The sequence below is a fragment of the Enterococcus olivae genome, assembly GCF_053760925.1.
Map to the genome: position 1 here is coordinate 132152 of NZ_JBSMVT010000001.1, position 24548 is coordinate 156699.

Sequence of the window (24548 nt, forward strand, 5' to 3'; positions counted from 1 at the left end):
TGGATAAAATTAAAGCACTTCACGAAATCTGTTTTCTAACAGATTTCGTGAAGTGCTTTTTATCCAATCTTTTTCTAGTTTTTATGACTAGACTGATTGACGATCACATCGATTGGTGTTCCTTCTTTTAGGTTCGAAGACAAAAAATTGACGATTTCTTCGATAGGTTCACTGAATTTCATCAAAGGTCCTCGCAATCCGCGTCTGAAAAAATTCAACTTAACGACTTTTTCTTTTGTATCGTGGAACAAAACGACCCGATCCACTTCAAAAAACTTGATTCCTCGATTATCCAAGGACTGCAAAACAAAACGATTCTCAGCTATTCCTCGGACATTGAATAAGTAGCTTAACAGCAACAAAGCACCAAAAACCCCACGAATCTTATCTTCCAAGGTCTCAGCAAAGATATAGAAGCTTGCCATCACTACAGCCCCGATGATTGGTACAACAATCGAAAAGGGAGATTTTCGCATCGCGACAAAAACGAGTTCCTGTCTCAATAAAATCAAATATATATATAAAATAATTGTAAATAATATGAAAACGATAGTTAATCCGTTCATTTTGCCTCTCCTTACTTCCTTCTTTGCTAACAGTGTAACAGAAGGACCTGTTCGCTACAAAACGATTTCTTCTTTTTATGACAAATAATTTTCTATTTATTGATAAATTCGATAAAATAAAAGTAATCAAAGAAAAAGAGGTGAAAAACATGAATAAAATCATTCAACAGTTTCAGCAATATGCTGTTTTGCGAAGCATTATCTATATAATTGCTGGTATTCTGGTCATCTTTTATCCTCAGCAATTTACTAAAGGTATCGTCTATTTGATTGCTGGTTATGTAGCAATTCTTGGATTGATGAATCTTTTTTCTACCTATCGCTTGAAGAAAGAAACGGGCTATTACGGTTTTGAAATGATCATTGGTGTCCTATTGTTGATTGCAGCGATCGCAATCCTTGCTTTGGCTAGACCGTTGCTGACTATCTTGACTGTCTTTCTAGGCATTTTAATCGCTCTAAACGGCTGTCTACGAATTGCTCAGGGTTTCAATCTGAAAAAAATGGATCAGTCCTATCTAGGCTGGCTCTTTTACGGTGCTTTGCTGATTGGTGGAGGCTTACTTTTAATGTTCAATGCGATCGCTAGTATCATGACACTCTTTGGCAGTCTGTTGATTTTTATGGGGATCTCAGAAATCGTTGGCTATTTCCAAATCAAGAGAAATCTGAATTAGTATTATTTTTCACTAATCTAGTAGTAATTCTTTAAAAAATAGCGTATATTTAGCTTACTATTCAAAATCACAGGAGGTTCTTTTATGCGTAAATCAACTCAAAAACAACCAGATCCAAATGATGTTCCTGTGATTTTTTCCTATGATCAAAATGGTCAGCTCACTGGTAAGCTCTCGATCAACGAATGGAGAAAACAAAAACAAGAAGCGCAATTGCTTGAAGAAGTAGAGATCAAACTATACCGAGAAGCAATTACTTACTACAGTGACAATGACCTTAGCAAGGCTGAAGATATCTTGCGTCACTTGATTGCTCGTACAGCATATACACGCTATGAGTATGTTGAACGCTTAGCAAATATTTATCGCAAGCAAAAACGCTTCTCCATTGAGAAAGAATTATTACTAACTGCCCGTAAAAATAGTTTGTCTCTTGATTTTTCTGAAGGCATTCTTCGTAGAATCAACAAACGTCTTCAAAAAATCGAAGAAAAAATGTCTTTGAACGGCTCTCCTATTTTTATCTGAATTTAAAAGAAACGAAGCGATCCTTTTAGTTATTGGATCGCTTTTTCTTTCTTTTGATAACTAAAACAAATTGACTCATCGATTATTCTAAAATACGATCTTTCGAGCCATTCATAAACAAATTAAATATATTAGTTTATTTTGGGAAGCGTTTCATGTTAAACTTTATTTAAGTACCATATAAATTTTTCCGTTAGGAGGGAGACGATGAAAAAGAAACTGATTGGCGGGATCTCACTAAGTCCCCCGCTTAAAGCACTTAAAGAGAAACTGAAAATTCATCAACAGGAGGTGCATTCATTTGAACCGAACATGGTCTTTATTCCACTGGTTCAGCATATTGGTACGCCAGCAGAGCCTATCGTAGCCATTGGCGATCAGGTCAAACAGGGACAGGTCATTGCAGAAACAGATGCCTTTGTCTCCGCTAAAATACATGCCAGTGTCTCTGGAAAAGTTCTGGATATCACGGACTGGCCAGATGCCGGTAATCAAACCACTCAAGCAATTATTATTGAAAATGACTTCAATTACGCGAACGATTTTCGTTCCACCTCTTTCGCTTGGCAACAAGCTGACAATTCTTTTATCAAACAGAAAATCCAACAAGCAGGTATCGCAGGTAAAGGAGGTGCCACATTTCCAACTCATGTTAAGTTTGCAATTAAAGACTCACAATCCATCGATACATTAGTCTTAAATGGCTCTGAATGTGAGCCTTTTTTAAGAAGTGATGCTTTACTTATGCAAAACAACGCTGAAAAAATCATTGAAGGAGCGCGAATCGCTCGTAAGCTATTGAACGATCCAGCGATCGTGATTAGTATTGAGGACGACAAACCTTTGTCCATTGCAGCTATGAAAGAAGCAGCATCTCCTTATTCCTTTATTCGAGTGGAAGAAGTTCCCACTGTCTATCCAGTAGGTGGAGAAAAACAACTGGTCGAGCTTTTATTGGATCGTGAGGTTCCTATTGGAAAACTGACAGCCGATGTTGGTGTTGTCTTGATGAATGTCGCGACAACCTTTGCTCTTTATGAAGCGGTCTGTTGGGATAAACCTTTGATCGATCGCTACACCACCGTTACTGGTGACGTTGGTGAGCCTCAGGTCGTGCGTAGCCCGATCGGTACTTTAGCTGGTGAACTGATCGATTTTGCCGGAAGATTCCAAGGAGCACCGAGCAAAGTGATCATGGGAGGACCAATGATGGGTCGAACCGTCAATACGTTAAGAGTCCCCACAACCAAATCTACCAATGGTATTCTAGTTTTCAATGAAGAGAATGACTGGCTCTTTACCGAAAACCCATGCATTCGCTGTAACAAATGTGTAGAAGCCTGTCCGATGCGTTTGATGCCAATGAGTATTGATCAGTATTTCAGAGCTGGAGATTTTGATAAATGCGAAGAATTATTAGCTGATGCCTGTATCAATTGTGGTGCCTGTACCTTTGTCTGCCCTGCTCGCAGAAATCTAGCAGCCACGATCAGCGATGCAAAAAACAAAGTGATTGCTTTGAAAAAGGAGGCGGCTCAGCATGCGTGATTACTACAAGGAAGCTGAAAGTGAACAGCTTTTTCAACAATCACAAAAACTTCCTAAAACACAACCCAATCCTCACATAAGGACAGATACCGAAACTCGATCGATCATGCTGATGGTGATTTTAGCTTTACTGCCAGCTCTCTTGTTCTCTGGCTACCTATTTGGTCCAGTAGTTTATCGTAACTATCTTTTGGCAGCATTGACTGGAGTAACACTTGAATACCTCTGGTTCAAAATGATTCGGCGAGAGTATCAGCTAGACGGTAGTAGTATCGTTACAGGTCTTTTATTAGCGATGAATTTGCCGCCTTCCGCACCGTGGTATTTCCCTGTTGTAGGAACTGCCTTTGCAATCATTGTCGTCAAGGAATTTTTTGGTGGTCTAGGCTATAATTTTATCAACCCTGCTCTGGGAGGACGAGCTTTTCTAGTAGCTCTGTTCTATAGTCAAATGTTTTTGATCAGCTGGCCTGATCCACCTTTCGGCAAAATCCCACCTGAGATTGTTTCAAACGCTACTGCTTCCGATGTTGTCTCCGGTGCGACACCACTTGCTGTGATGAGAATTGGTGAAACTTTATCGCTTTCAGAGTTATCAGACGCCTTCTTCGGATTTGTCGGCGGAAGAGCTGGTGAAACAAGTGCCTTTCTGCTCCTGCTTGGTGGCTTGTTCTTAGTCTATAAAAAAATCATTTCACCACGAATCCCTCTGATTATTTTAGGTACGATCGGATTATTTGCCTTTATCTTGGGACCGGAAGGACTTTTTACCGGCTCTTGGCAAAATGTGATCGGACATATGATCAGTGGTGGCGCGATACTGGGTGCGATTTTTATGGCAACCGATTATGCATCAACACCAGCAACTAAAGCCGGTGAGAATCTGTTTGCCGTAGGGGTAGGTCTTCTAGTCGTTGTTTTTCGTTTCTTCGGTTTGACAAATGAAGGTATGAGCTACGCTATTTTGATCATGAACTGCTTCACTCCGGCCATTGACCGCTTATTGCGTTTACGTGTATTGGGAGAAGAAAAAACCAGTCCCTTCAACCTAAAAATCAATTCTTAAAGGAGGTTTCTGTATGATAATCGCTCATCGTCTGATTTTTTTCATAGCTGTGCTGTTGACCTACTACAGTTGTGAAAAATATCCGTCAACCATTCAAAACAAAGGTCCTTTGATCATCAAAAGAGTGGGCTATATCAGCCTGCTGATTGGTCTCAGTTACGTTATCAGCGGACTTCTTTTTGAATTTTTAATGCTTTCAGGTATTCAATACGGCAATCAAATGGTGACCAATCTTTTGACTGCGGGTATTTGTAGCTTATTGATCGTTACGCCGCTAAGCTTCTTGGCTCCTCAATCGGCAACCTTTATTACAGCTGATCTAAGAAAAATGATGCTGTCTGTTCAACTACTGCTAAGTCTCTCGACGTTCACTTTTATTGAATCCGACTCATTGATCAAGGAATTGCTCGTCTATGCTGGAATGTATTTCTTTTTCACAGTCGCCTTTGCAGGAACAAAGGATCGAATTAGTATTGCTCCAATTCCGACTTTTATCAAGGGATTGCCGCTAGATTTATTGACTCTTTTCTTATTTTTACTCAGCTTTTCCTTTCTTGATGGTGTTTTTTTCGATCAATTATTCTAAAAAAAGCAGACAAAATTCTTAATTTAAAGAACTTTGTCTGCTTTTTTATGTTTGTTTTAACCTAAGAAACGCCCGATTATTGGGAGTCCTAGCCTTTTCACAATCGATGTTTGTGGAGTAACCTGATAAACGGTCCCCTGATTATTGGCGTACGATTCATGATTCATCAAATATTCCATGATCGTTCCCTGATAAACGATTTGTGGATCCAGGGTCTGGATCAGATCCGCAGGTGTTACCAAGTAACAGGGCTTATCAAAGGTCCCCATCTCACATTCCTCTAAAATATATGCTAGAAACTGAGAACAAAAAAAGGCATTCTCTCGTTCCCAATTTTGATGCAAAGCAATACCAATCAATCCAATAAGATTGTAACGGTACTTCGATTTTTCCAGCTCAAATTCGCTCAGCTTGGTCTGCAGTAATTCGTACTGTTCATCGGTCACATCAAAGCGAAAGACCTGACATTTAGCACGTAAAAAGAAATCTTGATATAAATTTTCTTTGACGAAGCCACCATCAAAAGGATTGGTTACTTTTTTTCTACCAAAGCTGTAGACGTTATCTAATTGCTGATCCAAGGCAATCGATGAGTGATTATAATTTTTTCTTGTAAATAATTTGATACATTTAGTTAAAACAGTCCCCGTGTCTGTTAATAGAATATATGTACTTTTCATTTTACTTTTCTCCTTCTTGCACCATCCAGTATCAGTATTATAGCACATAAAAGGCTCGTCTTACGCTTTTTATCATAGGACTTGAGACTGATTTTTATACAAATACAGCGAATAAATTCTAAAAATTTACTCGCTGTTCTTATTTATGGCTTCCATTTACTCAATTTGAGTGCCAGAGATTTCATAAGGTCTTCTCTGTTTTTTTTAATCCTTGACTGACTATAGAGTCCCTTTTCATAGACTTTGGTCACTACTATAAACTCATTGGACAAAAAAGGCAATGCTCGTTCGGCCTCTTCAGCATACTGGCTCAACGGCTGATTTTCAGGACGTGGTACTTGCTTTTCGATTTTTTTCAGTAGCAATGGATATATGGTCACAATGGGCTGCTTGCTAGTTTTCAAAAGAAAAAGAATAGCTAGATAGAAAGACCATCGCCAAAACAAGATTCCTGTTACCAAAAGCATCAAAAATCCTATTTTTGAACCATGATTCCTCATGAAACCTTGCATACTGTTCCATAGATCGCGGAAAAAACTGTCGGTCGAGTTTTCTTCAGTTGTGGTTACTTCTTCAGTAGCTTCCGAATTACTGGTTGTCTGAGTCTCCTCTTCAGATTCTAATGAAGCTTCTGTTTCTTCGGGAATATCCTCCACTTCTTGATTCAATGGTTGCGAAAAGGTCGGTGTTGGTTCGAAAGGCAACCAGCCAAAGCCTTCAAAAAACACTTCCACCCATGAGTGTGCGTCAGAATTGCGGACAGTATATATCTGATTCTCCCCTTCGTTCGCTACAGAGCCAGGAGTAAATCCTTTGACCCAACGTGCAGGGATTCCGAGCGTTCGCAATAAAACCACCATTGATGAGGAAAAGTTATCACAATATCCTACTTGAGAATCGAATAAAAAATGTTCCACATAGTCTTGATCGTCAGGGGTCAAATGGGCATCCATCTTGGAATAACGAAATGTCCCGGAAAGTTTCAAATAGCTTTCAACCGCAGTGACCTGCTCTAAAAGCGTCTCCTCATCGTCTGTTATCTCTAATGCAAGCTCTTTGACCGCCTCCGACAAAGTACCTGGCAGCTGCAAGTAATCAACCTCTTCATTTGGCTGTGAAACTGTTAGCTCTGCCAAATCTGATAGCTCATAATCCCATGGAAGCCATTGAATTTCCGTCTGAGAACGACTTTGCCGATCTGCATAATCGATCCGGCCATTCTCACTAGATACATGAAAGTCTGAAGCTCCTGATACATTTTGGATTGCTAAGTTTCCATACGGAACAGGCAAATATTCTCCTGGATATTGAAAATCAAGTGTGATCAGCTCCTGCTCACCAAAGTCTCCTTGATAGTTATTTTCTGACAAATACAAGGTTCGATTTTCCTGTAACTCTACCGACGCGGTATAACTAGAAGAATTGATCCAGCCTTTTCCTGTATAGTGACCCTTGCTTTCCACACGCCAATAGTGACCGGTCCTTTGCTGAGCCTCGAACAAAATCTGATGATCGTCCAATAAAGGACCGCCTAACGAGTCATCATTTTCACTAAATCCAGTCCTCGAAAAAGGTTGAATTCCAGATTTTTGACGCTCGAAATAATGATAAAAACCAGCTTGATTCAACTTGGTTCGGACATCTGCACTTACTTCTAGCAATTTATCTTCCGCGTATTGTCTTGGTAAATACAAAGCACCGCTGAATAAAAGCAGCAACAGTACCCCTCCGTAAAGCATCAAACGATCTCCCTTTTTTTTCCGTGACAACAATCGCAGGAACAGGGCGTTACAAATAACAAAGACAATTGTCCAACTCAAATCGAGATCATTGTAGGTTGCCATCAATAGTAGATAGCCGACATTGATCACTGTACTCAACAAAAAACGACTATATTCAATCTGAAGTTCAATCAGCAATGTAATCAGAGAGATGACGACGACCAATGCAAGTTCAATAGGGATGAAGGCAACTTCTCCATTCAAAAACATCGCTATTCGGTCTTGAACTGTCGCTGTAAACAAACTAAACCAGCCCAACGAAAAATCCTGATTCAAAGGTACAAAAGCATAAATGATTCTTGCTGCCGTGAGTACAAATACAGGGAGCTTAAGCAATCGGTATGGAATCAATCCAGCAATCAGACACAAAGCAGCAATACTTGCCAAATTTTTTACTGGATGAGTGATTTGATAAATCTCTAAAAATTGAGAGAATACGAGTAAGAACGTCAGCAGAGAAAAAAGCATCGGCAAGGATTTCTGTTGGATTCGCTGAATCATTTTCTCACCTCTTCTAGCTTCGTCATAAGATTCTCGTAAGTGTATACTTTGACTTGCTGCCTGCGCTGCAGTCGCTGGATTTCAAGATTTAAAGAGTCACATGACTCTGGCGTAAATACAAACAATGTTTTGCCAGACACCTCTGGCAATTGAACGTCCGCTTCCAATGGCTGAATTTTAGCATAGTCCTTGTACGAAGGCGCCGTGGCTGACACTTGCTCACCTAAAAGAATCACAGGAATCTTTTTTCTATGCAAATATTCCTGCATGCCATAAAACAGACTCAACATCTCTTCAAAATAATTGCTTTTCTTTCCATAAAAAAGCAAGGCGATCTCGGCGTCCTGATACAGTTGATATTCTCGAAGAATCGTTTCCTGTTGCCTACTGGACAACTTCCAATCGATTTGCTTGATTGCATCTCCAGGTCGATACGGTCGATAATTACTAATAGAAAAACTATGTTCCCCAAAAGTCGTTTGCCGCATCGCTCTTTCCAGTAACCTAGCAAGTTGCGAAGACTGTTTGTGTTTTTCAGGCAAGGCAAAATAGTCGGTCACGATCTTCATTTTTCGACTTTTTTGTAACCAATCAAATAAATCTCCTGATATAGCTGTTACTTGGCTTTCTTTAACGTGCCCTCTTTGGCTGGGTAGCCATTCACCTGACACTCGCTTTTTTCTTCCATCATAAAAAAGCAACTCCACTGAAAGGTCAGGTATCTGACTATTCAATTTTAGTTTGCTAAAACCTAGGAGGTAGCGTTTTTTCTTTTTCAAAGAAAATTCAACCAATTTTGGCTGACCAACCGAAGTCAAAACTGTTTGCTCACTTGCCAAAACAACTCTCTTTAAGGAACCCGTCAGACTAATGATTTCACTCAATAAAAATAAAGTCGCCAACATCCACAAGGTGCAGCCAGTATTGTTCGTAAAAATAATCGCATAGGCTGAAATCAACAGATACAAACAGAGTATCAACAACCCTTGCAACCACTGTTTGAGCCTTCTCATTGAATTACCTCCTAACGGGCACTGGTACACGTTCGACAATCTGTTGCAAAATTGAAGACAGCTCTTCTTCATCGCCTCTATTTTTCAATTGCATTCGATGACCAAAAACAGGCGGTAAAATCTTTTGAAGATCCTCTGGCGTGATGTACTGTCTGCCTTCTGTCAACGCATAGGCTTTGGCCCCCTGAATAAAGGCGACACCACCACGAGGACTGACACCCAATGCCACACCATTATGATTCCGACTGGCTTGAACCAGCTGTAAGGCATATTTTGCTACGTGCTCATGGACAAAGACATCGTTTACCATTTCTTTTAGTTCATCGACTTCCTTTTCTGAGATGATTTTTTGTACTTGTTCCTCAGTACCTTTCCTTCCCATCATTAAAGACAATTCATCTTCAAATGCTGGATAGCCAATTTTCAAACGAAATAAAAATCGATCCAGTTGAGCTTCTGGTAATGGATAGGTTCCTTCATATTCGACTGGATTTTGAGTGGCTAATACGAAAAAATGTGGTGACAACTGATAGGTCGTATTGTCGATCGTCACTCTTCCTTCCGACATTGCTTCCAAAAGTGCCGCTTGCGTTCGTGGTGTCGTACGGTTGATCTCATCTGCCAATAAAACCGTTGTAAAAATCGGTCCTTTACGAAATTCAAATTGATTTGTTTGCTTGTCAAAAATAGAAACCCCTAAAATATCACTAGGTAGCAGATCCGGGGTAAACTGGACTCTTGAAAAACTGCTTTGAATTGTTTGGGATAGTGTTTTGATCATCAGTGTTTTCCCCACGCCTGGAATATCCTCGAATAAGACATGTCCACCTGCCAAAAGAGCAGCAACCGTCATTTGGATAACCTCTCGTTTTCCAAGAATTACTTTTTGCACTTCATCTATCAATTTAGGGATTCGATCTAAATAGGCTTCCTTCATTTCAACGCTCCTAACTATACAATCCAATTATTCTTATCATCATACGATAACTACTCTTATTTTTCTAATAAAAAAAGAGAGAATCTAGAACTAAATTCTCTCTTTTTACTCTTTCTTAAAGACCGATCTCCTCGCGCACGACCTCTGAGATCTTGTCGACATAATAATTGACCTTCTCATCGGTTGGTGCTTCAGCCATCACTCGTAGCAACGGTTCTGTACCTGAAGGACGAACTAAAATACGCCCTTGACCATTCATTTCCGCTTCAGCTTCTTCGATCACTTTTTTGATTGCGGGTACTTCCATTGCGCCATATTTATTAGAAACACGGATATTAACTAGCTTTTGAGGATAGATTTTCACTTCCGCTGCTAACTCTGAAAGTTTTTTACCTGTTTGCTTCATAATATTTAGTAGTTGGATTCCTGACAACATGCCATCCCCGGTCGTATTGAAATCAAGAAAGACCATATGCCCCGATTGTTCACCACCAAAATTGTAATCGTTCTTGCGCATTTCCTCCACAACATAACGATCCCCAACTTGAGTAATCACATCTTGCAAGCCGATCTCTTCCACTGCTTTATGGAAGCCTAAATTACTCATGACCGTCGTTACAATCGTTTCTTTTTTCAATCGTTTATTTTTAGCCAAATGCTTTGCACAAATATACATGATCTTATCACCATCTACAATTTGACCAAGCTCATCGACTGCAATGATTCGATCGCCATCACCATCAAAGGCCAGACCAGCATCCGCTCCTTTTTCAACAACTAATTCTGCCAGCTTCTCCGGATGAGTAGAACCCACACCATCATTGATGTTGAGTCCATCTGGTGAAGTGCCCATTGTATAAAAATCTGTTTCTAGATCGGCAAACAAACGATTTACAGATGGGACAGTAGCCCCGTTTGCTGCATCGATGCAGACAGTTAAACCAGAAAGATCCCCAGAGATTGTTTGCTGTAGAAATTCTGAATATTTCAGCAGACCTTCTGGAAACTCTTCAACACTTCCCAAGCCTTCTGCGGAAGGACGAGGTAAAGTATCCTCTTTAGCATCCAATAAAGCTTCAATCTCAGCTTCTTGCTCATCAACCAACTTAAAACCATCATTACCAAAAAATTTAATCCCATTGTCTTGCGCTGGATTATGCGATGCAGAGATCATTACACCAGCACTTGCTTTTTGAATACGTGTCAGATAAGCAACACCCGGCGTCGAAATTACACCCAATTGAAAAACTTCTATTCCAACTGACAGTAAACCTGAAATCAGGGCACTCTCCAATAATTGTCCGGAAATTCGTGTATCTCTTCCTACAAGGACACGAGGTCTTCTTCCCTCAGTCTCATGCTGACTCAATACATATCCGCCACAACGACCTAATTTAAAAGCTAATTCTGGTGTCAGTTCTTTGTTTGCTTCCCCTCTAACACCATCTGTTCCAAAATATTTTCCCATGATTACTTTCCTCTCTTATTCCGCATCATTTTCTTCATTTACAGAAGATTCTATGGTCTCTTCGGTTGTTTCTTCGGTTTCTTCACTGGATTCCGGTGTCTCTTCTCCTACCGTTTGTTCCGAAGTTGAAGGAGTTGTCGACTCATCATCTTCACTTTGTTCCTCTGTTGTTTCAATCAGCACCGGATTGATAGTCACTGTGACTTGTTTTGGATCAATCGCGATCCCATCCGCCACAGGAATGTCGATTTCTCTTGTTGTAGGTTCCGTAACGTTGGTCACGTCTACATTGATACCAATACTGTCCAGTACATTCAATAGATGCTGTGATCCAGAGATCGTCGCATAGGTCTGACTGAGTTGAATCTCAAAGTAGGAGACATTGTTTGGTACGATACCCGTTTGACTGACATAAAGACCGATGTCCTTCTCCGGAGCAGAAACATCCATTTGTACCTGAATCGTTTCTGGTTCGATCACAGCCCGAAGAATCTCCCCTGACTCATTCACTGCATAGACCGGAACTTCTTCTTCTCGATCGCCGTCGACTTCCTGTAAGGAACTAAGATCAGCAACAACTTTGGTGATTTCCTTTACCGTTTGATCACCCGTTGTCACTGAGACCCTTTCAGGGTTCGCCACTATTCTATCTAAACGAAAACCATCTTGCAAATTTTCTTCAGAAAATTCTGTTTCTACCTGAAATGTTTGGGTCACTTTCTTTTCTATCGTTACTGTAAAAATCGTTGGCTCGACTGTTGCAGAAACACTGTTACTGATGTCTTCGATCTGTAAAGGAACATCGTGTGTTCCCTCACCCAGATTACTTAAGTCTGCTACGACACGAAAATTGCGGGTCTCTTCGCTGGTTTCAGCACTCAATTGTACCCGATTGACACTTTTTAGTGTCACAGTAACTGTCGGTTGATAGCCCTGAATAAAAAATTCATCCGTATCATAGATGGGTTGAACAGGCACTTCAGCCAAAGTTTCTTCAAATTCATTCGCTGTAAGCAAACTACCTTGTAAAGTAGAATTGTTGGCATTGAAAAACAAGACAAAACTGAACAATAAGGCCAACAAAGCATACAGAATATTACTTCTTCTTTGCTTGTTAAACATTATTTGCCTCCTTTAGTCAGCTTATTCATTTCATCTATAAACGTCTGAAGAAAATTCTTTTTCTCTTTGACTTTTTCTTCTGGAACAAATGCGTCACGAAGCATCGTCAAATACTCCTCCTGATTGAGGTCTGGATATAGATGGTTATTGATGGTTAGACTGACATCTCCAGTTTCTTCAGAAACAATAATCGTCAACGCATCGCTGACTTCAGATATTCCCACAGCCGCACGATGCCGAGTCCCATATTCTTTTGGGATCAGCAAACTGTCTGAAAGTGGCAAATAAGCACAGGAAACAGCGACTTTGCCATCACGTATAATTACTGCCCCATCATGCAAAGGTGTGTTGGGAATGAAAATATTGATCAGAAGTTCTCCAGTGATGTCTGCATCTAAAGGAATCCCTGTCTCAATATATTCATCTAGTCCTGTATTTCTTTGAATGGTGATCAAGGCACCGATTTTTCGTTTGGACATGTATTGAATGGCTTTGTCAAAGGCTTTGACCATCTCTTCATCTTGGTTCTTCTCATTCTTTGTTGGAGTAAAAAAGGTCGTTCTTCCCAAATGTTCCAGTCCTCGTCGAATCTCCGGCTGGAAAATCACGATCGCAGCGATCACCCCATAAGTAATCACCTGATCCATCAGCCAGGAAAGGGTATGTAAGCCAATCAACTCTGCGACAAAGCGAATTCCGATAAATACCGCAACCCCCTTAAAGAGTTGAATGGCTTTCGTACCCCTTACCAACTGGATCAATTTATAAACTAAATACCAGACAACAATAATATCTAAAACATTTATTAAAAAAGGAAGGGAAAAAATATCCACGGATAATAGTTGTCCCCAATAATCTAAATTAAATAATTCACCTACGTTAATATTCATCATTAACAGCCTCTCTGTATTTTAAGACTTTCTCTCCTTATTAGTATATCATAGCTCTTTTATGATTTTCACAAAAAAAGAACTGTCTTTGAAATTTTTCAAGAAACTATACATTTTTCTGCTCTGAGCAAACAAAGCTAACGGTTGGCTTTCCTACCCAATTCCGTTACACTATAACTAAATGAGGAGGGAAACAGAATGGATATTTCAGTTATCAAAGCAGAAAATACAAACAAAAAAGTTGGTATTCCAATTGGTGAGAAGGCACCCAAAGAAATTTTAGAATTCATGAACCTTCGCTGTCCTTACTGTAAAAAATGGTTTGAAGAGTCGAAGGATATTTTACTTCAGGCTGTAGCAGAAAACAAAGTACAGCGGCTCATTAAACTGGTAGACAAGGATAAAGAATCTTTACAGCGAGGCAATGTCATGCACCGTTTCGTTGTAACCGATGATCCCGAACAGGCGTTGACGGAGATGACTAAAATCTTTGAAACACAAGATCAATGGGGAAATCTTTCATTAGAAGAAGTCGCTACTTTTGCAAAAGAGAAGCTACACTTGTCTGAGCATGATCATTTAGACTATGCCAGCAAATTAGTCGAAGAAGCAGAGCAAGCCAATATCCGCTTTGTCCCAACAGTGATCATTGACAATCATATTTTTGATGAAAGCATCGACGAAGACCTTCTGAAAAATTATCTGGCATAGAAAAAAGGGGTTGTGACATAAGTAAAAGCAAAACAAAAATATCCGAACAAAATAGAATAAATTTCGCCAAACTTAGGTGAATTTGCGACGAGGCCCAACTGGACCGTAGGAGCAATCTTCTATTGTTCGGATATTTTACTGTTAAACGACTTATGTCACAGGCCCTTTTTACGCCTCTTTCAAATTCTCTCGCAAGCGATCTGCGAATTCGTTGATTTTTCGAATACGATGATTAATGCCTGACTTGGAAATCATGCCAGACGGAATCATTTCTCCAAGCTCCTTCAAGCTTACCTCAGGATGCTCCAAACGAAGTTCTGCGATTTCTTGCAGTTTTTCTGGCAAGGATTGCAGTCCTACTCGATCTTCAATAAACTGAATATTCTCTATTTGTTTAGATGCTGCGTCAATTGTTTTATTCATATTGGCCGTCTCACAATTGACTAAACGATTCACTGAATTTCGCATATCTCGAACGATTCGAACGTCTTCAAATTTCAGCATAGAATTCGTCGCTCCGATCAGTGTCAAAAAGTCAGCGATATGTTCAGCACCTTTTAAATAAGAGATATAACCATTGCGTCTCGCTAGTGTCCGAGCATTCAGGTCATAATAATTGAGCATGTCACAAATATTTTGATTGTGCTCCTCATAGACTGAATAAATCTCCAAATGGTAGCGACTGGTTTCAGGATTATTGATCGAACCTGACGCCATAAAAGCCCCTCTTAAATAGGAACGCATTTTTTGAGCATTTCCAATGATTTCATCAGAAACTTGACTATGGAACATCAAGCCGTCCATAATTCCCAGATCATCTAACACAGTCCTTGTTTCTTGTTTTAAACGAACAATATAGACATTATTTTTCTTCAATTTCATTTTCCGACGAACTAATAGCTCACTTCTAACATCATAGTGATCTTTGAGTAAAGAATAGATCCGACGCGCGATCGCAGCATTTTCTGTCTGTATATTTAAAACGATTTGCTGATTTGAAAGGCTGATCGATCCATTCATACGAATGAGTGCCGCCAATTCTGCTTTGGCATGTTCCCGATGTACTTCCAAACCAGTCAGCTCTTTTTTTACTTCTGCTGCAAAAGACATCTCCTCTCCTCCTCCTACTTATTTTATTTTTGCTCCATAAACAATTCGTAACAGCTCGTCCACTACTTTTTCTCCATCATGGAAAACACCTTTGTCCCGCAACTCCAAAAAGTCTGCCGAAACGACCCGACAGCCTTCTTCTCTCAAGCCGGCAAAATCGTACTTGACTTGTACCAGATATTCATCGTAGGTTTCAAAATCCATGTAACCATCTGGAACGGTCTCCGTATTGACTAATACTGTATCAATAAATTTTTGTTTTAGATGTTCATGCAGTACTCGAACATGCTCAGCATCAGAAAAATGTTCGGTCTCTCCCTTTTGAGTCATGATGTTACAAATATATACGGTCTCTGCATCTGTTTCGAGTAAAGCTTGGCCAATCTCACTGATCATCAAATTTGGTAAAATACTAGTGAACAAGCTACCTGGACCTAAAACGATCATATCGGCTTCTAAAATGGAGGAAACCACTTTACGAGCAGCTTTTGGTTCATCATCGTTAGCCAAGTTGCGAACATACACATGGTCGATCGTTTTCCGATCCAAAGCTATTTTGGATTCTCCCACCGCTGTTGTCCCGTCCTTGAATACAGCATGTAAAACCAGTGGCTCATCCGAAGATGGATAGACCTTACCATCTACATGCATCATTTTAGACAATAATTGAACTGCTTCATAGGTACTACCGTGCATTTCCGACATACCGGCAATGATCAGGTTTCCCAATGCGTGATTCGCTAAAAATTTGTCTTCCTTTTTAAAACGATACTGGAAAATATCTGAATACAACTTCGGCATATCCGATAATGCTACAAGGACGTTGCGCAAATCGCCAGGAGGAGCCATTGAAGTGACAGAATCTCGCAATTGACCACTGCTGCCACCATCATCGGCAACAGTCACCACTGCAGTAATATCTACCCCCTGATTTCGTAAACTTTTTAAAATAACGGGCAACCCGGTCCCGCCGCCTAAAACCACGACTTTAGGTTTTCTGATTCGATACGTTTTCATCTTCATGAGCGATTTACCGTTTCTTTGCGCTTGTCTTTATCACGGTGGGTGATATTCACCTTATACTCTTCTTTTAACGCTTTACCGATACGTTCAGATAAAGCGACCGAGCGATGCTGTCCGCCAGTACAGCCGATAGCAATCGTCAAGCTACTTTTCCCTTCATTTACATAACCGGGCATAATGGTTTGCAATAAGCCTAGGAATTGCTGATAAAAAGCTTCCGTCTCTTTAAAAGACATGACATATTCATACACAGGCTGATCCATTCCAGTCTGTGGACGCAGCTCACTGACATAATGTGGGTTCGGTAAAAAACGCACATCCATAACAATGTCAGCATCAATCGGTAACCCATATTTGAATCCAAAGGACAATATTTGGATTCTAAAACCCGTCTCGTAGGAGCTGCGAAACTCTTCATTGATTCGCTCTCTCAATTGTCGGGGAGTCAAATTCGTTGTATTGATCACAATCGAGGCCTTTGTTTTCAGGTCTTCCAAAATCGCACGTTCTTTTCGAATTCCTTCTGTGACCAAACCATCCATTGCCAGTGGGTGGGCACGTCTCGTTTCTTTGTAACGTGACACGAGCTCACTATCGGATGCATCAAGAAACAACACTCGGGTATTGATAAATGAGGTGTTTTCAATATTACTCAGCATACTTTGAATTTCTTCAAAAAATGATCGAGAACGTAAGTCAACAACTAAAGCGATTTTTGTTACTTTGCCAGATTCCTTGATTAGTTCCCAAAATTTAGGAACTAAACTTGGTGGCATATTATCGATACAGAAATACCCCATATCTTCAAAACTTTGGATAGCCACAGTTTTTCCTGCGCCACTCATTCCTGTAATCACAACTAATTCTAAATTCTCACTCATATCTTGCGCTCCTCTCATTACTTCTATTCAGTCAATTATATCATTCCGGGCGTATCATTGCGAATCTTTTATCAAAACATAAGAAAAAAGCAATCAAGATTTTTCTCCCGACCGCTTCTTTCTTTGAACGGATAGAACTTATAGGCAAATGGTCAAATTTACAAACTTTTTGCCTAATTTGATTCTATCTGACTCCAGTCCTTCTTACAAGCCTTTTATTTTTTAGTCACTTCAAGAACCTTTTTTAAATACTTGCCTGTATAACTTTCATTGACTGCTGCGATTTCTTCCGGTGTCCCAGTTGCCAGAATCGTTCCACCGCCATCGCCACCTTCTGGTCCTAGATCAATCACATGATCAGCTGATTTGATCACATCCAGATTGTGCTCAATCACTAAAACCGTATTGCCAGCATCCGCTAACCGATCTAGTACCTTCAGCAAACGAGCGATATCGTCAGAATGTAAACCTGTTGTTGGCTCATCCAATACATAAAAGCTCTTACCATTGGATTTTTTATGGAGTTCGCTGGCTAACTTCATTCGCTGCGCTTCTCCTCCTGAAAGTGTTGTAGCTGGTTGCCCTAATGTGACATAACCCAAGCCAACATCGACGATCGTCTGTAGCTTCCGGTTGATTTTCGGGATATGTTTGAAAAACTCAACCGCGTCTTCGACAGTCATATCCAGGATCTCAGAAATATTTTTCCCTTTGTAATGAACTTCCAATGTTTCTGAATTATACCTTTTACCATGACAAACTTCACAAGGAACATAAACATCTGGTAAAAAGTGCATTTCAATCTTGATGATTCCGTCACCTTTACAAGCCTCGCAGCGTCCGCCTTTGACATTAAAACTAAAACGTCCTTTTTTATAGCCGCGAATTTTTGCTTCATTGGTTTGAGCAAATAAATCGCGAATATCATCAAAAACACTGGTGTACGTCGCTGGGTTACTTCTTGGTGTACGACCGATCGGACTTTGATCAATATCGATAATTTTTTCAATCGATTCATAACCCGTGATTTTTTTGAATTTTCCTGGCTTATTGGAATTGCGATTGATTTTTTGTGCCAGAGATTTTTTCAGAATCTCATTGACTAGTGTTGATTTCCCAGAACCCGACACGCCTGTCACTGCTATGAATTGACCTAAAGGAAACTTCGCTGTAACATTTTTTAAATTGTTTTCTGTAGCACCAGTGATCGTAATTGCTTGACCGTTGCCCTTACGGCGTTCTTTTGGTACGGGTATCACTCGCTCGCCTGATAAGTACTGTCCAGTCAATGAAGCTGGATTCTTCGCGACTTCCTCGGGTGTCCCAGCAGCCACGATTTCTCCGCCAGCATGTCCTGCTCCTGGTCCGACATCGATCAAGTAGTCTGCCGCACGCATCGTATCTTCATCATGTTCGACGACGATCAGCGTGTTGCCAAGATCCCGCATTTTTCTTAATGACTGTAGCAAACGATCATTGTCTCGCTGGTGCAAACCGATCGATGGTTCATCCAGAATATACAAGACACCAGATAAATTGGAGCCTATTTGTGTCGCTAAACGGATACGCTGTGCTTCTCCACCAGACAAGGTCCCTGCTGAACGACTGAGAGTCAGATAGTCCAGCCCTACATTTTGTAAAAAGCTCAAGCGATCGTCGATTTCTTTGACAATCGGACGAGCAATCATCGATTCTTGTTCTGATAACTCCAAGCCCTCAACGAAAGGAATCGCCTTGTTGATCGCTAGTTCACTAATTTCACCAATGTGTTTGTGATTGACTTTGACAGAGAGTGCCTGAGGATTCAAACGATAGCCTTTACAAGCTCGACACGTCAGCTCCGTCATGTACAAACGCATTTGCTCTCTGGTAAAATCACTGTTCGTCTCGTGATAACGCCGTTTGATATTGGTAAGAATCCCTTCAAAAGGAACTTCTACATCACGAATACCGCCAAAATCATTTTCATAGTGAAAATGGAACAATTCTCCCTTCGAACCATTCAAGACAAGATCCTTGTCTTCTTCTGACAACTCCTCAAAAGGGATATCCATGTCAATATTGAATTCCTGACAGGCTTGTTCTAACATTTGTGGGTAATACTGAGAACTGATTGGATTCCATGGGATCAATGCACCCTCCCGCAGTGTTTTGGTGGTATCAGGAACAACTAGATCAATATCGACCTCCAATTTGATCCCTAAACCATCACACTCTGCACAAGCTCCAAACGGGGCATTAAAAGAAAAGAGCCGGGGTTCCAACTCACCTACAGTGAATCCGCAATAAGGGCAAGAATAGTGTTCGCTAAATAGCAGTTCCTCTTGACCAATCACATCAACGATTGCATAGCCCTCTGCCAGACGTAGTGCCGCTTCAAAGGAATCAAACAAACGAGAGCGAATCCCCTCTTTGACTACGATTCGGTCAACGATGATCGCAATCTCATGCTTCTTATTTTTTTCCAGCTCTGGTGCATCGGAGATATCATAGACTTCCCCATCCACACGAACTCTGACATAACCTTCTCGCTGAATCATTTCAAAGACACGTTTATGCTGCCCTTTTTTTTGGGTGACCACAGGTGCCAGAATTTGGATACGACTGCGTTCAGGCAGTTCCAAAACTTGATCAACCATTTGTTCAACGGACTGACTAGTGATTTCGATATTGTCGTTAGGACAGATTGGATGACCGATTCTCGCATAAAGCAAACGTAAATAATCGTTGATTTCGGTTACCGTTCCGACGGTGGATCGTGGATTTTTACTTGTTGTCTTTTGGTCGATCGAGATCGCCGGACTTAGTCCATCGATACTATCGACATCTGGTTTGTCCATTTGTCCTAAAAACTGACGAGCATAAGCCGATAAGCTTTCTACATACCGTCTTTGTCCTTCAGCGTATAGCGTATCAAACGCCAAAGAGCTTTTTCCTGAACCCGATAACCCCGTGACGACCACTAGCTGATCACGAGGGATCGTCACATCTATATTTTTTAAATTATGAGCACGTGCACCACGGATCACGATTTTATCATTTGCCATGTTTCTCCTCCTGTTTCCTATGCTTTCAACTCTAATATTGTATCACGCAATGTTGCAGCTTTCTCAAAATCAAGTGCTTTTGCAGCTTCTCTCATTTCATTTTCAAGCTTGAGCAACAGGATCTCTTTCTCTTCTTTTGACAGCTCCTCATAAGAAGTTGTTTCGTAGTCTGCGACTTCTTCCGCTACCTTCGAAATGGAGATCAGATCACGAATCTCTTTAATGATTGTTTTTGGTACGATCCCATGTTCCAGATTATATTGCTCTTGGATGCTTCTACGACGAGCAGTTTCATCGATCGCCCGTTGCATTGAATCAGTCATTTTATCTGCATACATGATGACTTGACCTTCCGAATTACGTGCAGCACGACCGATCGTTTGTACCAATGAACGTTCGCTTCTCAGGAAGCCTTCCTTGTCGGCATCTAAAATTGCAACTAGCGACACTTCCGGAACGTCCAAACCTTCACGAAGCAGGTTGATCCCTACCAACACGTCGAATTCTCCCAAACGAAGATCTCGAATGATCTCTGTCCGTTCCAAGGTTTTGATATCACTATGAAGATATTTGACTTTGATCCCCAGTTCTTTGAAATAATCTGTCAAATCTTCCGACATTTTTTTCGTGAGTGTTGTAACGAAGACCCGCTCATTTTTATCCACTCGGTCATTGATTTCACCGACCAGATCATCGATTTGCCCCATGATCGGACGAACATTGATCACTGGATCCAATAAACCGGTTGGTCGAATGATCTGCTGAATGACGGTTTCTGTCTGTTCATGCTCATAAGGACCTGGTGTTGCAGAAACATAAATGATCTGATTGACTTTGCCTTCAAATTCTTCCAGACGCAAGGGGCGGTTGTCCAAGGCAGATGGCAAACGGAAACCATAGTCCACTAACATTTGCTTACGCGCACGGTCACCATTATACATCCCACGGATCTGCGGCATCGTCACATGCGATTCATCAATCACGATCAAGTAGTCTTCTGGAAAGAAATCAAGAAGTGTATAAGGGGGCTCTCCCTCTTTCCGACCGTCCATGTGTCTTGAATAGTTTTCGATCCCGGAAGTGTAACCCATCTCTCTAAGCATCTCGATATCATAATTCGTACGCTGCTCCAGACGTTGAGCTTCCAACAGTTGGTTGTTCTCACGCAAAACTGACAAACGCTGGTCTAATTCCTGTTGGATCGATTGGATCGCATATTCTAAATGATCACCATCCGTCATAAAGTGAGTTGCTGGAAAGATCGAAACATATTCTGTTTCCATTAAAATCTCGCCGGTCAAGGCATCGACTTCACGAATTCGTTCGATCTCATCACCAAAAAATTCGATCCGTAAAGCTCGCTCATCTCGAGAAGCCGGAAAAATCTCTACGACATCTCCTCTAACACGAAAACGTCCTCGTTGAAAATCAATATCATTGCGTTCAAATTGAATGTCCACCAGTCTGCGCAGCAATTCATCGCGACTGATTTCCATTTCCGGTCGTAAAGAAACCATGCTCTTTTGATATTCCATCGGCGAACCTAAACCAAAGATACAAGAAACGGATGCTACAACAATCACATCATTACGTTCAAGCAACGCACTCGTCGCAGAATGTCGCAGTTTGTCGATCTCATCATTGATACTTGAATCCTTTTCGATATAAGTATCACTGGAAGGAACGTATGCCTCAGGTTGGTAATAATCATAATAACTAACGAAATATTCTACCGCATTATTCGGGAAAAACTCTTTGAACTCTCCATACAGCTGACCAGCCAATGTCTTATTGTGGGCAATGATCAGTGTCGCTTTATTGACGTTTTGAATCACATTTGAAATTGTATAGGTTTTACCAGTTCCTGTTGCTCCTAGTAAAATTTGAGCTTTTTTTTGATCCAGCACGCCTTCTGTCAGCTTTTGGATAGCTTCTGGTTGATCACCAGCAGGCTGATATTTTGATACCAATTCAAATCGATGAGAAGTATCTCGTTCTATCATAGAGGGTCCCTTCTTTCTTTATTACTTTGTTAAGTCATCTCATTTGATACTGCTCTTCTATTTTATCACAGCGAACATACTTTCGCTATTTTTTAACTTCGCTTTTATTTTTAGCTTTCAAAACACCTATGTCATGTTTCCTAACACATTTTGAAAATTTTTTAAGTTTTTTTGAACAAATTGTGACTATTTTCTTGCTTAGACTAAAAACTATGATATATAATTTAATAATATTTGAAAAATTAGGAGGAATTAGAAATGAAAAGAAAAACTGTTATTGTTTCTTTTTTATCATTATTGATGTTATTATTTCTTTTCTCTGGCAAGCCAGCCTTTGCCGTAGAAAAAACATATCAAATCGGAACGGATACTACCTTTGCTCCATTTGAATTTCGTGATGAAAATAATGAGTATGTTGGTATTGATATTGATTTACTCAAAGCGATCGCAGAAGATCAAGGCTTTGAATTTGAGTTACGTCCATTAGGATTTGACTCTTCGATCCAAGGAGTGTAGTCAAATCAGTTGGACGGCATGATTGCCGGGATGAGTATTACAGAGGAACGCCAACAAAGTTTTGATTTCTCAGAACCTTACTTTGACAGCGGAATCCAAATGGCCGTTAAAGCGGACAACGACGAGATTACTTCTCTAGAAGATTTAGAAGGAAAAACAGTTGGTGCCAAAATCTCTACCGAGAGTGCCACCTTCTTAGAAAACAACAAAGACCAATACGGTTTTGATATCCGTAATTATGATGATGCAACAGGTTTATACGGAGCAACTAAAAATGGAACACTTGATGCGATCTTCGATGATTTCCCTGTTTTAGGCTATGCCATTAACCAAGGGGAAGAATTAAAATTGATCGGTGAACCTCAACAAGGAAATTCTTACGGGTTTGCTGTCAAAAAAGATCAAAATCCAGAACTATTGGAAATGTTCAATACAGGTTTACAAAAATTAAAAGATTCTGGCGAATACGAAGAGATCGTTGCTCGCTATGTCTCTTCTGGTGACGAACAGGAAGCAGAAGAAATGAAACAGGTTGAACCTGTGAAAGATCTTTACATTATTGCAAGTGACTCTGCTTTTGCTCCTTTTGAATTCCAAGATGAAACCAACACTTATGTAGGAATCGATGTCGACTTGATCAACCGTGCAGCGGAAATGCAAGGTTTCAATATCCAAATGAACCACATTGGTTTTTCTGGTGCTGTTCAAGCCGTTGAAGGAAATCAGGCTGACGGCATGATCGCCGGTATGACGATCACCGATCAACGAAGAGAAAGTTTTGATTTCTCCACCCCTTACTTCCAAAGTGGGATTCAGTTGGCAGTACAAGCTGGCAATACTGATATTACGGCTTATGAAGACTTAGACGGTAAAACAGTTGGTGCCAAAGTGGGTACCGAAAGTGCTGATTTCCTGGAAGATCACAAAGAAGAATACAACTACGATGTTAGATACTACGATGCAGCAGATCAACTTTACGATGCCGTCCGCGTTGGTGCCATCGATGCAATGATGGATGATTACCCTGTCATTGGTTATGCGATTGCTCAAGGGCAAGAGCTAGAAACACCAATCGAACGTGAATCTGGTGGAGAATATGGATTCGCCGTTAAAAAAGGCCAAAACCCAGAATTAGTTGAAATGTTTAATGAAGCTTTAGCTGAAATGCAACGTACAGGAGAATACGATGAAATCCTTGATCGTTATATCCAAGATGGACAAGCACCAACAAGAAGTGTCGATGAATCAACTCTTTCAGGCTTGATTGGTAACAACTATAAGATTCTATTATCAGGACTGCAAAGAACGATCATTTTAGCACTTGTTTCCTTCGGTCTAGCATTGATCGTTGGGGTGATCGTTGGATTATTCAGCGTTTCACCTTTCAAAGCATTACGAGTATTCGCTTCAATATATGTTGATGTTATTCGTGGGATTCCAATGATGGTTCTGGCATTCTTCATCTTCTTCGGCTTGTCAGATGCCATCGGCTTTACAATTCCTGATTTCACAGCCGGCGTGATTACCTTGACGCTCAACGCGAGTGCCTATATTGCCGAGATCGTTCGTGGCGGGATCAACGCTGTGCCGACCGGACAGATGGAAGCCGCCCGAAGTTTGGGGATGACTTATGGACGTACGATGCAAAAAATTATTTTGCCACAAGCTATCAAGATCATGATCCCATCATTCGTCAATCAGTTTGTCATTTCATTGAAGGATACAACCATCATCTCGGTTATCGGGGTCGTAGAGCTATTGCAAACTGGACGAATCATCGTTGCAAGAACGCTACAAACAACGAACGTTTATTTGATTATCGCTATCATGTACTTGATCGTTATCACAGCTTTGACTAAGCTGGCAAAAGTTTTAGAAAAGAGGGTGAAATAAG

19 protein-coding genes and 1 pseudogene are annotated in these 24548 nt (G+C 40.6%); 7 read left to right on the plus strand and 13 right to left on the minus strand.

The window, feature by feature from the left end:
• Positions 1–74: 74 nt before the first annotated feature.
• On the minus strand, positions 75–566 hold the full coding sequence (locus tag ACWODM_RS00825) for a hypothetical protein (protein WP_455319460.1): 492 nt from the start codon (positions 564–566) through the stop codon (positions 75–77).
• A 149-nt stretch (positions 567–715) separates the two neighbouring features.
• Between ACWODM_RS00825 and ACWODM_RS00830 the strand changes: the two genes are divergently transcribed.
• From ACWODM_RS00830 to ACWODM_RS00850, 5 genes are all read left to right on the plus strand, one after another.
• On the plus strand, positions 716–1243 hold the full coding sequence (locus tag ACWODM_RS00830; protein WP_455319461.1) for an HdeD family acid-resistance protein: 528 nt from the start codon (positions 716–718) through the stop codon (positions 1241–1243).
• 84 nt (positions 1244–1327) lie between these two features.
• The gene (locus tag ACWODM_RS00835) at positions 1328–1771 is read left to right on the plus strand and encodes a hypothetical protein (protein WP_455319462.1); all 444 of its coding nucleotides are present in this window, start codon (positions 1328–1330) and stop codon (positions 1769–1771) included.
• Between the two features lie 207 nt (positions 1772–1978).
• Complete coding sequence (gene rsxC, locus ACWODM_RS00840; RefSeq protein WP_455319463.1) at positions 1979–3319, plus strand: electron transport complex subunit RsxC; 1341 nt, start codon at positions 1979–1981, stop codon at positions 3317–3319.
• Entirely contained in the window at positions 3312–4385 is a 1074-nt protein-coding gene (locus tag ACWODM_RS00845; RefSeq protein WP_455319464.1) for an RnfABCDGE type electron transport complex subunit D, read from the plus strand. The genes rsxC and ACWODM_RS00845 overlap by 8 nt, the downstream gene beginning before the upstream one ends.
• A gap of 13 nt (positions 4386–4398) precedes the next feature.
• On the plus strand, positions 4399–4971 hold the full coding sequence (locus ACWODM_RS00850; protein ID WP_455319465.1) for a hypothetical protein: 573 nt from the start codon (positions 4399–4401) through the stop codon (positions 4969–4971).
• Between the two features lie 56 nt (positions 4972–5027).
• On the opposite strand, the gene ACWODM_RS00855 is transcribed toward ACWODM_RS00850, so the two are convergent.
• The 7 genes from ACWODM_RS00855 to cdaA all read right to left on the minus strand — a co-directional run bounded on the left by ACWODM_RS00855 (position 5028) and on the right by cdaA (position 13363).
• Positions 5028–5651 (minus strand): hypothetical protein, encoded by a 624-nt coding sequence (locus tag ACWODM_RS00855; protein ID WP_455319466.1) that lies wholly within the window; start codon positions 5649–5651, stop codon positions 5028–5030.
• A 143-nt stretch (positions 5652–5794) separates the two neighbouring features.
• Positions 5795–7933 (minus strand): transglutaminase-like domain-containing protein, encoded by a 2139-nt coding sequence (locus tag ACWODM_RS00860; RefSeq protein WP_455319467.1) that lies wholly within the window; start codon positions 7931–7933, stop codon positions 5795–5797.
• Positions 7930–8946: a DUF58 domain-containing protein gene (locus tag ACWODM_RS00865; RefSeq protein WP_455319468.1), complete on the minus strand. Its 1017-nt coding sequence runs from the start codon at positions 8944–8946 to the stop codon at positions 7930–7932. Before ACWODM_RS00865 ends, ACWODM_RS00860 begins: the two co-directional genes overlap by 4 nt.
• A 4-nt stretch (positions 8947–8950) precedes the next feature.
• Positions 8951–9883 carry an AAA family ATPase gene (locus ACWODM_RS00870; RefSeq protein ID WP_455319469.1) on the minus strand — a complete coding sequence of 311 codons (933 nt, stop codon included), beginning with the start codon at positions 9881–9883 and terminating at the stop codon, positions 8951–8953.
• A 115-nt stretch (positions 9884–9998) separates the two neighbouring features.
• On the minus strand, positions 9999–11351 hold the full coding sequence (gene glmM, locus ACWODM_RS00875) for a phosphoglucosamine mutase (RefSeq protein ID WP_455319470.1): 1353 nt from the start codon (positions 11349–11351) through the stop codon (positions 9999–10001).
• 15 nt (positions 11352–11366) lie between these two features.
• Complete coding sequence (locus ACWODM_RS00880; RefSeq protein WP_455319471.1) at positions 11367–12473, minus strand: CdaR family protein; 1107 nt, start codon at positions 12471–12473, stop codon at positions 11367–11369.
• Positions 12473–13363: a diadenylate cyclase CdaA gene (gene cdaA, locus ACWODM_RS00885; protein WP_455319705.1), complete on the minus strand. Its 891-nt coding sequence runs from the start codon at positions 13361–13363 to the stop codon at positions 12473–12475. Before cdaA ends, ACWODM_RS00880 begins: the two co-directional genes overlap by 1 nt.
• Before the next feature lie 198 nt (positions 13364–13561).
• On the opposite strand from cdaA, the gene ACWODM_RS00890 reads away from it, so the two are divergent.
• Entirely contained in the window at positions 13562–14074 is a 513-nt protein-coding gene (locus ACWODM_RS00890) for a thioredoxin domain-containing protein (protein WP_455319472.1), read from the plus strand.
• A gap of 168 nt (positions 14075–14242) precedes the next feature.
• On the opposite strand, the gene whiA is transcribed toward ACWODM_RS00890, so the two are convergent.
• The 5 genes from whiA to uvrB form a co-directional block, all read right to left on the minus strand.
• Complete coding sequence (gene whiA / locus ACWODM_RS00895; RefSeq protein ID WP_455319473.1) at positions 14243–15184, minus strand: DNA-binding protein WhiA; 942 nt, start codon at positions 15182–15184, stop codon at positions 14243–14245.
• 18 nt (positions 15185–15202) lie between these two features.
• The gene (locus ACWODM_RS00900) at positions 15203–16207 is read right to left on the minus strand and encodes a gluconeogenesis factor YvcK family protein (protein WP_455319474.1); all 1005 of its coding nucleotides are present in this window, start codon (positions 16205–16207) and stop codon (positions 15203–15205) included.
• On the minus strand, positions 16204–17088 hold the full coding sequence (rapZ, locus tag ACWODM_RS00905; RefSeq protein WP_455319475.1) for an RNase adapter RapZ: 885 nt from the start codon (positions 17086–17088) through the stop codon (positions 16204–16206). The genes ACWODM_RS00900 and rapZ overlap by 4 nt, the downstream gene beginning before the upstream one ends.
• Before the next feature lie 215 nt (positions 17089–17303).
• Positions 17304–20135: an excinuclease ABC subunit UvrA gene (gene uvrA / locus ACWODM_RS00910; protein WP_455319476.1), complete on the minus strand. Its 2832-nt coding sequence runs from the start codon at positions 20133–20135 to the stop codon at positions 17304–17306.
• 17 nt (positions 20136–20152) lie between these two features.
• On the minus strand, positions 20153–22138 hold the full coding sequence (gene uvrB / locus ACWODM_RS00915; protein ID WP_455319477.1) for an excinuclease ABC subunit UvrB: 1986 nt from the start codon (positions 22136–22138) through the stop codon (positions 20153–20155).
• A gap of 258 nt (positions 22139–22396) precedes the next feature.
• On the opposite strand from uvrB, the pseudogene ACWODM_RS00920 reads away from it, so the two are divergent.
• Positions 22397–24547 (plus strand): annotated as a pseudogene (locus ACWODM_RS00920) (amino acid ABC transporter substrate-binding protein/permease).
• Position 24548: the final 1 nt, after the last annotated feature.

Bases quoted from the DNA above. Each gene is read 5' to 3' on its own strand.
- ACWODM_RS00825 (WP_455319460.1), bottom strand. From the start codon at position 566: ATGAACGGATTAACTATCGTTTTCATATTATTTACAATTATTTTATAT.
- ACWODM_RS00830 (WP_455319461.1), top strand. From the start codon at position 716: ATGAATAAAATCATTCAACAGTTTCAGCAATATGCTGTTTTGCGAAGC.
- ACWODM_RS00835 (WP_455319462.1), top strand. From the start codon at position 1,328: ATGCGTAAATCAACTCAAAAACAACCAGATCCAAATGATGTTCCTGTG.
- rsxC (WP_455319463.1), top strand. From the start codon at position 1,979: ATGAAAAAGAAACTGATTGGCGGGATCTCACTAAGTCCCCCGCTTAAA.
- ACWODM_RS00845 (WP_455319464.1), top strand. From the start codon at position 3,312: ATGCGTGATTACTACAAGGAAGCTGAAAGTGAACAGCTTTTTCAACAA.
- ACWODM_RS00850 (WP_455319465.1), top strand. From the start codon at position 4,399: ATGATAATCGCTCATCGTCTGATTTTTTTCATAGCTGTGCTGTTGACC.
- ACWODM_RS00855 (WP_455319466.1), bottom strand. From the start codon at position 5,651: ATGAAAAGTACATATATTCTATTAACAGACACGGGGACTGTTTTAACT.
- ACWODM_RS00860 (WP_455319467.1), bottom strand. From the start codon at position 7,933: ATGATTCAGCGAATCCAACAGAAATCCTTGCCGATGCTTTTTTCTCTG.
- ACWODM_RS00865 (WP_455319468.1), bottom strand. From the start codon at position 8,946: ATGAGAAGGCTCAAACAGTGGTTGCAAGGGTTGTTGATACTCTGTTTG.
- ACWODM_RS00870 (WP_455319469.1), bottom strand. From the start codon at position 9,883: ATGAAGGAAGCCTATTTAGATCGAATCCCTAAATTGATAGATGAAGTG.
- glmM (WP_455319470.1), bottom strand. From the start codon at position 11,351: ATGGGAAAATATTTTGGAACAGATGGTGTTAGAGGGGAAGCAAACAAA.
- ACWODM_RS00880 (WP_455319471.1), bottom strand. From the start codon at position 12,473: ATGTTTAACAAGCAAAGAAGAAGTAATATTCTGTATGCTTTGTTGGCC.
- cdaA (WP_455319705.1), bottom strand. From the start codon at position 13,363: ATGAATATTAACGTAGGTGAATTATTTAATTTAGATTATTGGGGACAA.
- ACWODM_RS00890 (WP_455319472.1), top strand. From the start codon at position 13,562: ATGGATATTTCAGTTATCAAAGCAGAAAATACAAACAAAAAAGTTGGT.
- whiA (WP_455319473.1), bottom strand. From the start codon at position 15,184: ATGTCTTTTGCAGCAGAAGTAAAAAAAGAGCTGACTGGTTTGGAAGTA.
- ACWODM_RS00900 (WP_455319474.1), bottom strand. From the start codon at position 16,207: ATGAAGATGAAAACGTATCGAATCAGAAAACCTAAAGTCGTGGTTTTA.
- rapZ (WP_455319475.1), bottom strand. From the start codon at position 17,088: ATGAGTGAGAATTTAGAATTAGTTGTGATTACAGGAATGAGTGGCGCA.
- uvrA (WP_455319476.1), bottom strand. From the start codon at position 20,135: ATGGCAAATGATAAAATCGTGATCCGTGGTGCACGTGCTCATAATTTA.
- uvrB (WP_455319477.1), bottom strand. From the start codon at position 22,138: ATGATAGAACGAGATACTTCTCATCGATTTGAATTGGTATCAAAATAT.